Origin of the sequence: Dyadobacter tibetensis Y620-1 (assembly GCF_000566685.1) — a bacterium.
Lineage (GTDB): Bacteria > Bacteroidota > Bacteroidia > Cytophagales > Spirosomataceae > Dyadobacter > Dyadobacter tibetensis.
Genome location: NZ_AZQN01000003.1, coordinates 279,070 through 290,828, shown reverse-complemented (window position 1 = coordinate 290,828; position 11,759 = coordinate 279,070). Strand labels below are relative to the sequence as shown.

General features: G+C 43.0%; 8 protein-coding genes. 5 read left to right on the top strand and 3 right to left on the bottom strand.

Going from position 1 to position 11,759, the window contains the following annotated elements; translation table 11 throughout:
• Window positions 1–14: 14 nt before the first annotated feature.
• Together X939_RS0108265 and X939_RS22210 are read left to right on the top strand one after the other, a co-directional pair.
• A complete protein-coding gene (locus X939_RS0108265) occupies window positions 15–1,727 on the top strand; it encodes a RagB/SusD family nutrient uptake outer membrane protein (protein WP_025762790.1) in 1,713 nt (570 codons plus the stop codon).
• Between the two features lie 50 nt (window positions 1,728–1,777).
• Complete coding sequence (locus tag X939_RS22210) at window positions 1,778–3,307, top strand: glycoside hydrolase family 32 protein (RefSeq protein ID WP_084299364.1); 1,530 nt, start codon at window positions 1,778–1,780, stop codon at window positions 3,305–3,307.
• A gap of 72 nt (window positions 3,308–3,379) precedes the next feature.
• Here X939_RS22210 and X939_RS0108255 read toward each other — a convergent pair whose 3' ends face one another.
• Entirely contained in the window at window positions 3,380–4,840 is a 1,461-nt protein-coding gene (locus X939_RS0108255) for a hypothetical protein (protein WP_025762789.1), read from the bottom strand.
• A gap of 135 nt (window positions 4,841–4,975) precedes the next feature.
• Between X939_RS0108255 and X939_RS0108250 the strand changes: the two genes are divergently transcribed.
• A complete protein-coding gene (locus X939_RS0108250; protein ID WP_025762788.1) occupies window positions 4,976–5,368 on the top strand; it encodes a gamma-glutamylcyclotransferase family protein in 393 nt (130 codons plus the stop codon).
• 19 nt (window positions 5,369–5,387) lie between these two features.
• On the opposite strand, the gene X939_RS0108245 is transcribed toward X939_RS0108250, so the two are convergent.
• Window positions 5,388–6,158 (bottom strand): type III pantothenate kinase, encoded by a 771-nt coding sequence (locus tag X939_RS0108245; protein ID WP_025762787.1) that lies wholly within the window; start codon window positions 6,156–6,158, stop codon window positions 5,388–5,390.
• Window positions 6,159–6,417: 259 nt separating this feature from the next.
• Here X939_RS0108245 and lacZ point away from each other — a divergent pair, with 259 nt between their 5' ends.
• Together lacZ and X939_RS22945 are read left to right on the top strand one after the other, a co-directional pair.
• Window positions 6,418–9,702, top strand: a complete 3,285-nt coding sequence (gene lacZ, locus X939_RS0108240) for a beta-galactosidase, LacZ type (protein WP_025762786.1) — start codon at window positions 6,418–6,420, stop codon at window positions 9,700–9,702.
• 193 nt (window positions 9,703–9,895) lie between these two features.
• Window positions 9,896–10,939, top strand: coding sequence for an acyltransferase family protein (locus X939_RS22945; protein ID WP_025762785.1), 1,044 nt, complete (start codon window positions 9,896–9,898; stop codon window positions 10,937–10,939).
• Here the strand turns inward: X939_RS22945 and X939_RS22200 are convergent.
• Window positions 10,936–11,727: a DUF3784 domain-containing protein gene (locus X939_RS22200; RefSeq protein WP_025762784.1), complete on the bottom strand. Its 792-nt coding sequence runs from the start codon at window positions 11,725–11,727 to the stop codon at window positions 10,936–10,938. The genes X939_RS22945 and X939_RS22200 overlap by 4 nt on opposite strands.
• Window positions 11,728–11,759: the final 32 nt, after the last annotated feature.

Genomic DNA, 11,759 nt, shown 5'->3' with positions numbered 1-11,759 from the left:
AAAATGGAAAAATCATGAAAATCAAGTATATATCTTACCTAATGCTTGCCAGTGGACTACTAATCTTTTCTTCGTGTAAAAATTATTTCGATTATCAGCCTCAAGGCTTGTTGTCTGCTGAAAATATTGAGTCGGCAGCCGGGGCAGAGGCCCTGGTAACTGCAGCTTATGCAGGAATAGGAAATGACGAAATGATAGGGCCTATGACGAGCATGTGGGTGTATGGCAGTGTCCGTTCCGACGATAGCTATAAGGGTGGAGGTGGCGTTTCCGATCTGGCCGAAATAGACTTTTATGAGCATTATAACCTTACTCGTCCAGACTTCGAGTTCTTCCATCCATATACCTGGCAGAATTTTTACAAGGCAATTTCCAGGGCCAATGCGGCTTTAAATAGCATCAATGCTCTCCCGGAAAGTCAATATCCTCTTAAAAAGGAAAGGCAAGCTGAAATGCGTTTCTTACGTGCTCATTCGCATTTTATGTTAAAAATGCTATTTAAAAACATCCCTTATATTACAGAAACACTGACTTCTGAGCAGATTTTGCAGACTTCCAACGTGGAATTAACCAACGATCAACTTTGGGATAAAATAGCCGAAGATTTCCAATTTGCCATTAATAATCTTCCTGAAACTCAAAGCCAAATTGGACGGGCCAACAAGCTCTCCGCCGCGGCATATCTGGCCAAACTCCGTTTATTCCAGGCTTATTCCCAAAATGAACAGCATCAGGTTACTGAAATCAATCGCAATAAGTTAGAAGAGGTGGTAGAACTGACCCAACTGGTCATAACTTCGGGAAGATATAGTCTACAGCCCGATTATGCCGAAAATTTTATAGCTGAAACAGAAAATGGCCCCGAATCCATTTTTGCGATACAATATTCTATCAACGATGGAACTGCAACAGGACGCTTAAGTTATGTCACTGGGCTCAACTACCCTCATGGGGCGCCACAATATGGTTGCTGCGGTTTTCATCAACCTAGCCAAAATATGGCCAATGCTTTCAAAACCAATGCGAATGGTCTCCCAGACTTTGAACACTTCAATGATTCCAATATCGACTTCGCAAATCAAACAGTAGACCCTAGAGTCGACCATACCATCGGTATTGACCAGCATGTTTATAAATACGATGCGAGTAAGCCTTTTAGTAATAGTTGGATTCGTGATCCGGGCGTTTACGGATATTTCCATACGATGAAAGAACAGCAACTAGCCACGAGTTCTTCTTTTCATAAGGAAGGTCCATTTATTGGCACTTCAAAAAATATTGACATCATCCGATACGCCGATGTTTTACTAATGCAGGCTGAGGCTTATATTGAACTGGGCCAGCACGCTTTGGCACTTCCTCTGATCAATCAGGTTCGGGAAAGAGCAGCGCAGAGCACAGGCAGACTAAAGAAACAGGATGGAAGTTTCGCCTCCAAGTATTATATTAAATCTTATACTAATAATGGGTGGACCCAAGGATTTGCCAGAGAAGCACTACGCTGGGAACGTCGCCTAGAATTTGCCACCGAAGGTTCCCGATTCTTCGATCTGGTGCGCTGGGGAATAGCAGAAAAGACCCTTAATGCTTATATTGATAAAGAAAAATTGCGTAGACCCTATCTATCAACGGCCAGATTTACTGCAGGTAGAGACGAATACCTTCCGATTCCACAACGAGAAATAAGCTTTACAAAAGGATTATATAAACAAAATCCTAACTTTTAAGATAGTATCAACCATAGAGATTACCCGATTCCACCGCTAAACTTTTCGCTATGTTCAAACCACTCATATTGTTGGCAGTTGCCACTCTTGCCCTATATTCCTGCCAATCGCAGAAGCAAATTCAAGAAACCGATAGGGAGAGCTATCGTCCTAATTATCATTTCTCTCCCGAAAAAAACTGGATTAACGACCCTAATGGTTTAGTCTATCTGGATGGGGAGTATCATATGTTTTATCAATACAATCCCTACGGTAATGAATGGGGACATATGAGCTGGGGACATGCGGTCAGTACCGATCTGATACAATGGGAGCATCTGCCAATAGCTCTTGAGGAATTTAGCAATGCAGACTCAACTGAAACCATGATCTTCTCTGGGAGTGCAGTAGTCGATCGTGATAACACGTCCGGTTTTTTCGAAACGGGTAAGAAAGATGGTATTGTAGCTATATTTACTTCTCATGTCCACTCCAACAACGAGGGCCTGAGGCAACACCAAAGCTTGGGTTACAGCCACGACAAGGGCCGTACCTGGAAGTTATATGACAAGAATCCAGTGCTAGACCTTAATATGAAGGATTTTCGCGATCCCAATGTTTTCTGGTACGCACCTGAGCAAAAATGGATTATGTCTGTGGTGAAGCCTCAGGAGTACCTGGCCCAGTTTTATAGCTCCAAAGACCTTAAAAGTTGGACGCTGCTGAGCGAATTCGGAAAGAAAGGAGATACTACCAAGATATGGGAGTGCCCTGCTCTATTTGAAATACCAGTAGAAGGCACCCAAGAGAAGAAATGGATTTTGACAATCTCTAGTGGACATAGGGAAAAAAACTATTTGGCCATGCAGTATTTTGTAGGGGACTTCGATGGCAAAACATTCCGTGCACAGCCACAGGAAGAAATATTATTTATCGATGAAGGCAAGGATTTTTATGCCGGAATTCCATTCAACAACCTACCAGACAGCCAGCAGAATCCCATCATGATCGGCTGGGTTAACGACTGGGAATACGCGAATAAGATCCCTACAGAAAAGTTTAGAGGGAGCATGTCAATACCCCGGGCACTGAGCCTAAAGTCTACTCCGAATGGCTACCGCCTTTTACAAGAGCCCATAGATTTAAAACCCATCTACAAGGACGAAGTAAGTTTCGACGGCCTAGAGGTGTCTGGAGCAGAAACATTGGACTTTACTGGTGATTCATACCTACTAACGGCGGAAATTACCATGGGATCGGCTGAACTTGTGGAAATTCAGTTATTAAAAAGTGGAGAAGAAGCTAGTATCCTGAGCTATGACACCGGCACGGAAATGCTTTCTTTTGACCGCAGAAAATCGGGGCACACCTCATTTAGCGATCGTTTTCCGAGTGTAGAAAAAATAAAAGTTCCCCTTCAAAATGGCCAGCTAAAATTAAAAGTTTTGGTTGATAGGGCCATGGTAGAGATTTTTGCCAACGGAGGAGCTCAGGCCCTTACCGATATGGTATTCCCTAAGAAGTCGGAAGGCAAAATATTACTCTCGGCGGAGGGTGGAAAGGCCGTATTCTCCAGATTGAATATCGTGGAATTAAAATAAAACCCAATTGGATGTAAATTGAAGAAACCCATAACCGACAGGCAGTGCCTGCCGGTTATGGGCCAAGTTATTTTAAAGATTCCCTACGGCCTGGTGAATTTGCTTTACAACATCTGTATAATTTTCATCATTAGGAAGTCCAAAGAGCGATTTCTCCTTTATCATGGTTGCGACATTCTCCGGCACCAATTTGTCCCAACCTGGCTCCCCACGCTTAATCATCTCAAGGACGCTGTCGGTGGTAATATGCATATGGTCCTTATTATAGTTTCGAATATCCTCAATTTTATCATTGAGTACCAAATATTGAAACAAGGGCCGGAGGTGCTCCGGTACTACAAAATTTTCGCAACTATAAACGGATCCATCAGGTTGCAAAGTAGGATAAATAAAGAGCTTGACCTTCCGGCTAAACAGGGTAGCGAAGGACTCTAATATACCTCCTGGCAGAAATTCATAATGTTTTTCCTCGAAGATATCCTGTAGATTTGGACTACCTAATAACAACCCGGCTTTAAGTTTCGACAAGCGAGAAAGAAAGGATGCCAGTTTATAGTATTCATGATAATTGGATATCATTACCATATGGCCCAGCGAACAGAGTATGTCCACCCGATCCAGAAAATCCTTTTCATCAATATCTCTATCTGAGCCTTTCAGGTTATGAAGGGTAAGTTCCGAAACCAGTACTACTTTAGATTCATCTACATCCGGTTCGGCAAGGAATTGCTTTTGGCCGTTTTCGATCAGATCGATATGTACATTCGTAATAGGACGTAAACGCCCGCGCATCATGAGAATATGTTTTTTATACAAAGCCTCTGATGGCTGCAAAACACCTCCATCCGCACCAAAAAGCGCAGCGTCGGTAAACCCATTCCGCACCAACCGCAGACTCATCAGTCGATTATCGACCCTTTCGAAATCAGGGCCGCTAAAGCGTACCATATCAATCTCTATACGCTCAGTGGTCAGGTCATCCATCAAGGACTTCAGAAGCGTCTGAGGTGAGCGATAGTAGAAAAAGCAGCCGTAAAGAAGGTTGACACCGATAATTCCTAAGGCTTGTTGCTGAAGTAAATTTTCATTGTCCCGCATACGGACATGTATTACTACATAATTGGTAGGCCCGAATGGAGTCAGTTGAAACTGAAGCCCTAGCCAGCCATGAGCTTCATTGGTTTTCTGGAAATTGAGCGCTACTACCGTATTGGCAAAAGCGAAGAATAGACTATCTACTCCACGTTTTTCAGAAAGACGTTTCTCTACAAGGTCATATTCCCTATTTAACATCTTCATCAGACGCGACTCTACCACATAACGTCCACCTGCCTCCGTGCCATAAATAGCATCACTAAAGGTCATATCGTAGGCAGACATGGTTTTGGCTACGGTTCCAGAAGCCCCACCGGCTTTAAAAAACATGGCCGCGGTTTCCTGCCCGGCACCTATCTCAGCAAAGGATCCGTATATTCTTGGATCGAGATTGATGCGTAAGGCTTTTTGCTTAGTTCCCAGATTCTTTTCGTACATAATAGTATAGATGAAGCTTTAACTGCAATTTAAGAAAAATACTACCTTCATAAATTATATATAGGGATGACTTCCGTTTATTAACAAAAAAAAGTTACCCCCAGGTATTATTGGAAGATTTTTTTTAAACTTACCATGCCCACTGAGTTATCTCTTGAATATTTGTTTGTTTACGGCACACTTATGCGTGGCCATACCAACCCTTACTCCACTTTTTTGGCAGAGCATGCTTCATTTTTTGGAGAAGGATATGCCCCTGGCGACCTTTATCTGATCGACTGGTATCCGGGAGCGGTTTATAATCCTGATGGCCATTCCCATTTCTGGGGAGAGATTTACCAGCTTCGCCAGCCCCATGAAACTTTAAAGATCTTGGATGTCTACGAAGAAGTTTCCGAAAATCAGGGGGAATATATACGGCGTTCCATCGAGGTTCAAACCCAGAGCGGGCTACGGCTAAGTTGCTGGACCTACTTGTACAATTGGCCCCTGAAAGGCTTCAAGCGCATAGCCAATGGCAGATTTTGACCAGAATCGATAAGCGAGCTTATGCTTTACTGACCCTCTCTCCGATGAGTCGTAAACCATCCAAGGTCAGCCGAGGATCTATCTCCACAAACTCATCCTGTAGGGTTTCAATGATAGAGGACAAACCTCCCGTCGCTATAGCGATACAATCTCCTTGAAGCTCTTCCTTAATACGCGACAGGAGTGACTTCACTAAACCCTCGTACCCCAGCAGTATTCCCGACTGAATGGCATGAACTGTGTTTTTGCCAATGGCCGATTGGGGTAGCTCGAGAGGTACTTCCGGCAGCTGAGCCGTATTGGTAAATAGCGCTTTTACCGCCGTTTTGAGTCCTGGAAGTATGGCCACACCCAATATTTCACGTTGGGCCGATACCGTAGTAAATGTGAGTGCAGTGCCAAAATCCACGATCACACAGTTCCTGTTATATCGGTTCATTGCGGCAACGGAATTGGCGATCAAATCCGCTCCTATCTCGTGAGGATGGTCTATGGCTATATTTAGTTCGGGAAAAATGGTAGGTCCAACTAATATAGTACCCTCCCCGAAAAGGGATAGCAAAACCTTTTGAAGAATGGGAGTCATATCGGGGACTACGCTACCTAATACCACCGTAGAAACATCCCCCATCCAGAGTCCCGTCTCCATAAAATGTAATCGAATCTGAGATTCATAATTAGACGGAGACTCAGTGGATAAGGTGCGTATGCGAAGAACACTCACGCAGTCATCCGACTCGTATAATCCAAAAACGGTATCTGTGTTGCCAACATCTACAGCAAGGAGCATGGGACTATTTTTATAGTAAAATAAAAGATAATAAAAACGTAATACTTAGTCGAAAAGGCGAAAAATTACGAGACAAAGCTAGCAAATCTATGCCCCGATTGGAAAGATTCTACCAAAACCTAAATAAATGTGGTTTTATCAGGCCCAATCATGGACGAATCCTTCTCATATTAACTATTTTTGGCAAACCGTTATTTCAATAATATGCCCTGATTATGGAATCTTATCAGGCACTACTCATTCGAATCAAATAGTTATTATGCGTTTCGTTGCCCTCACCCTCTTACTATCCTTACAGGTATTTTCGTCCATTGCACAACATATCCCTGAATGGCAGGACCCTCAATTAATTAGTGTAAACACCGAAAGACCCAGGGCCCATTTTACTCCCTATTATAGCGAAATAAATGCCCGGAATTTCGATAACCATAGCCCTTTCGTCCAGTCTTTAAATGGCGACTGGCAATTTAAATGGGTTAGTCATCCCAAAAACGCCCCAACCAACTTTTTTAATCCTGCCTTCCCAGTTCAGGATTGGGAAAAAATTCCGGTGCCTTCCAACTGGCAGGTAGTAGGTGCCTTAGAAGGAAGATCCTACGACCCACCCATCTTCAGCAATATTAAATATCCATTCAAAGCCGACCCACCATCTATTTCAGAGGAACAAAATGCAGTAGGCTTATATAGAACAACCTTCTCTGTCGACGAACTCGTAAATAACCATACCTTTTTCCTTCATTTTGGTGGGGTACAATCCGCTTGTTATGTATGGCTAAATGGCGAAGCTATCGGCTATCATGAAGATGGAATGACCCCATTTGAATTTAATGTCAGCGACTTAGTCAAAAGAGGTGAAAATCATTTGGCCGTACAGGTCATCAACTATTCTACCGGAAGTTACCTGGAAGATCAGGATTACTGGAGGCTCTCTGGTATCTTCAGAGATGTAACCTTACTCAAACTTCCACAAGTTAATATCACAGACTTTACAGTACGAACACAGCTGGATGCCAACCTGATACATGGTAATCTGAACATCAGTGCTTTTGCCAAAAATTACAGTGACTCCAGCGTATATGCCCACCAAATGGTATTTACCTTATACAATGCTCAAGGTGAGGTCGTCATTGCACCCAACAGTCGAATTATCAGAAGTATGACTCCAGGCCAGGAAGTTCCCGTTCGTCTGGAGTTACCACTTTCAGAGCCTATTAAATGGAATGCAGAAAATCCCTATCTCTATACCCTAACCATTCAGCTGATGAACTCGAATGGTAAGGTACTGGAAGCAACCAGCCAAAGAGTCGGATTTAGGGAGGTAAAAATAAAAGGAGGGCAATTATTAGTCAACGGAAAAGCAATTACTCTTAAGGGGGTTAATCGCCATGAGTTCGACCCGGCAACAGGACGCGTGATGAGTAGGGAAATGATGATCCGCGACATTAAGTTGATGAAGCAGCATAATATTAATGCTGTACGAACCTCGCACTATCCCAATGTCAGCGAATGGTACGACCTCTGCGACCAGTATGGCTTATATGTCATGGATGAAGCGAATATCGAATCGCATGAACTATGGGAGAAAAACATCATTCTAGCTTCCAAACCCGAATGGAGGCCAGCTTTTATGGCCCGTGCCAAGGCCATGGTAGAAAGGGACAAGAATCACCCTTCGGTGATCATCTGGTCGCTAGGCAATGAATCGGGCATGGGTGAGCACTTTGAAGCCATGGCAGAATTTATCCGTCTGGCCGACCCCACTCGTCCTATTCATTACGAAGGACGAAAGGACTATAACCCTACCTCCTTAAGCAATTTCGATATCATTTCAGTCATGTATCCGTCCACCCAGGATATGCTAGATCTTGTTAAAAAGGATAGGTCCCGCCCGTTAATCCTCTGCGAATATGCTCATGCAATGGGTAATAGCGTAGGAAATTTACAAGAATACTGGGATGTAATCGAAAAAAATTCTGGTATGCAGGGGGGCTTTATCTGGGACTGGGTCGATCAGGGATTGGAACTAAAAAACGCTGACGGTCAAAAATATTGGGATTATTTCAACTTAGTCGATGGGGCCAACGCGGGCGATGGTCTAGTCAATCCTGATCGTACACCCCAACCAGAATTACAGGAGGTAAAAAAAGTGTATCAATATATCAAATTCGACGAAAATGATAGCCTCAGCGCCCACAAAAAGCAGATTTCTATACGAAATGGTTACGATTTCATGGGGTTGGATCATTTGGAAGCGCATTGGTCATTTACAGAAAATGGAAAGGAAGTTGACAAAGGAATTATTCCTAAGCTATCCCTGGCTCCCCAAAAATCCCTGACTCTTGAGATTCCTTATAAGACCCCAAGCAGTGTAAAGGCCGGAGCGGAGTATCATCTTACTGTTGGAATTTCGCAGAAAGATAGCAGCCTTTTTGCCCCTAAGGGTCATATCGTCGCATGGGCCCAATTTGTAGTAGCCTTGGCTAATGAAAACCCAAAGACCATTAGCCTTGCTCGTTCTGCGGCTCTCAAGCTTACCCAAATCAACAATAATATCCTGCAGATTAGCGGGGAGAATTTTTCGGTAATCTTCGACCGCAGTAAAGGAGGTATGACCTCTTTTAAAAACCAGCAACAAGAAATGCTGCGGGCACCTGTAGAAGCTAGCTTCTGGAGAGTACCTACCGATAACGACGAGGGAGGAAAGGAAAAAAGCTATGCTGAAAGCTGGAGACAATCAGGCCTAAACCAATTGACGATCGGTACTTCATCCTATAAAGTTTCAAAAATTAATTCTCATGCCATTCGTGTCTTATTTCAGAAAACTTTAAAAGGGGCCCAGCAGCAGATTCAAACCAATACCATTTATACCGTCTACGCCACTGGGGATATTCATATTCAAAACAGCATTACACCGGAAGGCAGTTGGCCATCATTTGCCAGAGTCGGGCAACAGCTGGTCATGCCGTCGTACTACGACCAAATCAGCTGGTTTGGCCGAGGCCCCCACGAAAGTTACCCGGATCGCAAAACTGGTGCAGCGGTAGGGCTCTATGCCGGAACGGTGCCCGGACAACATTTTCCTTATATCTCTCCTCAAGAAAACGGTAACAAAACCGATGTGCGCTGGGCCTCTATCACCAATGAGAAGGGCCTGGGGTTGCTAATCGTAGCCGACTCCCTATTAAACCTGTCTGCTCATGACTACTCTGATGAAGCCTTAAATAATGCTAAATCCCGGGGAACGGCACTCAGCAGGAGTATGGGCACCTTTGTGCATATCGATATGGCACAAATGGGGCTGGGTGGCGACGATAGTTGGTCGCCGCGCGTGCATGCCCCTTATCTTCTAAAAGCAGATCATTACCAATATAGCTATCGCCTATCAGCAATAAATAGCCATTCCAAAATAGAAGAAATTGTTCTAGGACGTCTACCTTATTTATTATCGGGGGAGAAGAATGCTGACCAGGAAGTTTTTGAAGAGGTCAGCGAGGTGGTTCCCACTAAAGTACAGCCCAAAAAGAAAAGGAGAAGGCGCAGATAATAACTAACCCTACAAATAAATTTAATTTTAATCATAAAACAGTATTATTACGCACCATATGCGTATTAATACTGTTTTATGATCGAATGATACGGGTATCGCCGTGTCAGGGAAGGAATAGCGCAATTTTTTAATTAATTTTGCTTTAACACACTGATGCTATTGGATATAGCCGGTGACACACAACTATGGGATGAGATTAGAAAAGAGAAATCGTATAGCTGAGCTTGACGTATTACGTGGTTTTGCAGCCTTAGCAGTTGTCATATTTCATTTTACAATGAATGACAATGCCATTAAATTGGGCTGGGAATTCCGCTATGGCGTGACGGGTGTAGATATATTTTTTATGATCAGCGGATTCGTAATTTATATGAGCATCCTCAGAATAAATCGAGCCGAAGATTTTGTCGTTTTCCGTTTTGCTCGCTTGTATCCTACTTACTGGGTTTGCGTAACGATTACAGCACTTTTTGTACTTTATTTCGAACCCCAGAATTTCGGCCTTCCGCAAGTCATTGCCAACCTTACGATGTTTCCCACCTATTTCGGAATCGAAGATTTGGACGGGTCCTACTGGACGCTCCTGGTAGAATTATGGTTTTATTTCTGGATTTTTCTTCTGCTAGTATATAAAAAAATCGACGCCATTATTAACCATTCTCTAGTAATCATGGCGGTCATTGCCGTCTTTCATCTGTTAAGTCCCTACTACCCTAGCGCTTACCAATACATCACTCTGAAAATCCAGATTCTGAATCACTTTCCCCTATTCTTTTCAGGGATCGTATTTTATAAAGTTAAGTTCAATGGTCTTACAAATCGCTATATACTTTGTCTCTGTGCAAGCTTTTTACTGGCCTGCTATCTTCATGACAAGGGGGGAAGAAGCATGTACCATATATCTGCCTGGGAGCATTATGGACTTATTTTGGGCTATCACCTGATCTTCGTCCTCTTTATTATGGAGCGTCTCAATTTTCTTATTACCAAACCATTCCTCTATTTAGGCAAAATATCCTATAGCCTTTATCTCCTTCACCAATACATAGGCTCCCAGTTGATCAACGCATTGCAACAAGAATTTTCATTTAGTATAGAGATTGCAATCCTTCTGACGCTGATTATCAGTCTCATGATGGCTTCAATAATTAATCAATATATAGAAACACCACTCAACGACCAAATCAGAAGATGGTATTCGAAAAAATCGCAAAAAATTAAGCAATTTGCCTAATTCTGTTTCCGATTAGCGTTCTCTGCTTTCCAGGTCATTATCTTAGCATTCACACGCTTCAGCATCGAGGGCTCGGTGTTATAATATATCACTCCCTTAAAAGTATCAAGCCTTAATGCCTCATCGTATCGTTTATCGATAAACAGATGAACCACTTCCTTATCTTCAGTTTTGAATAGTCCCTTCGCCACGTACCCTGCCGCAAAGCCACGAACCTTATATGAAACAGCAGGCCACTGCGCAACCAGACGGATATCCTGTATATCATCGCTTTGGAGAGTTAACCCAAAACTTCCTTTGATTGTTAAAATATTGTCCTCCAGGATTAATTCGTTTTCCTTCAGGTCACGAATCGTGGTCAGGCCAATTACCAGCGTCACGACAAGCAAAATCCCCATAGGAATATAAGTAGCCAGGCTATTATCTGCTTTAGAATAGTATGAATGACCTCTCCACAAGAAATAGACATAAGCCAACAAAGGGTAAGTTACCATGAAAACGGAGGCCCAGTTCTGGCTAATTAACCATAAGCCCAAGGTTCCCAGAAAAAGGGTTATACTCAGCTTCCTGTGAAAGTCTTTGAAAAACCGGATATAATTTTTGATATCAACTCTTGCACGTTTCTCGGCCGACATGGTATTATAGCCAGAGAGCAAGTAACGAGCATTGTCTTCTGTAAGTATATAGGAAATTGCCAGAAAAATACCAGAGATAATTGCAGTGACATAAAGCATATCTATACTCATTTTAGCTTCTAACAGGGTAACGATTAATGGCTGTGAACCCATATATACCAGGGAGAAATGTTATTTTTGTAAAG

Excerpts from the sequence above, each read along its gene's own strand:
- X939_RS0108265 (WP_025762790.1), top strand. The coding sequence starts at position 15 with ATGAAAATCAAGTATATATCTTACCTAATGCTTGCCAGTGGACTACTA.
- X939_RS22210 (WP_084299364.1), top strand. The coding sequence starts at position 1,778 with ATGTTCAAACCACTCATATTGTTGGCAGTTGCCACTCTTGCCCTATAT.
- X939_RS0108255 (WP_025762789.1), bottom strand. The coding sequence starts at position 4,840 with ATGTACGAAAAGAATCTGGGAACTAAGCAAAAAGCCTTACGCATCAAT.
- X939_RS0108250 (WP_025762788.1), top strand. The coding sequence starts at position 4,976 with ATGCCCACTGAGTTATCTCTTGAATATTTGTTTGTTTACGGCACACTT.
- X939_RS0108245 (WP_025762787.1), bottom strand. The coding sequence starts at position 6,158 with ATGCTCCTTGCTGTAGATGTTGGCAACACAGATACCGTTTTTGGATTA.
- lacZ (WP_025762786.1), top strand. The coding sequence starts at position 6,418 with ATGCGTTTCGTTGCCCTCACCCTCTTACTATCCTTACAGGTATTTTCG.
- X939_RS22945 (WP_025762785.1), top strand. The coding sequence starts at position 9,896 with ATGAGATTAGAAAAGAGAAATCGTATAGCTGAGCTTGACGTATTACGT.
- X939_RS22200 (WP_025762784.1), bottom strand. The coding sequence starts at position 11,727 with ATGGGTTCACAGCCATTAATCGTTACCCTGTTAGAAGCTAAAATGAGT.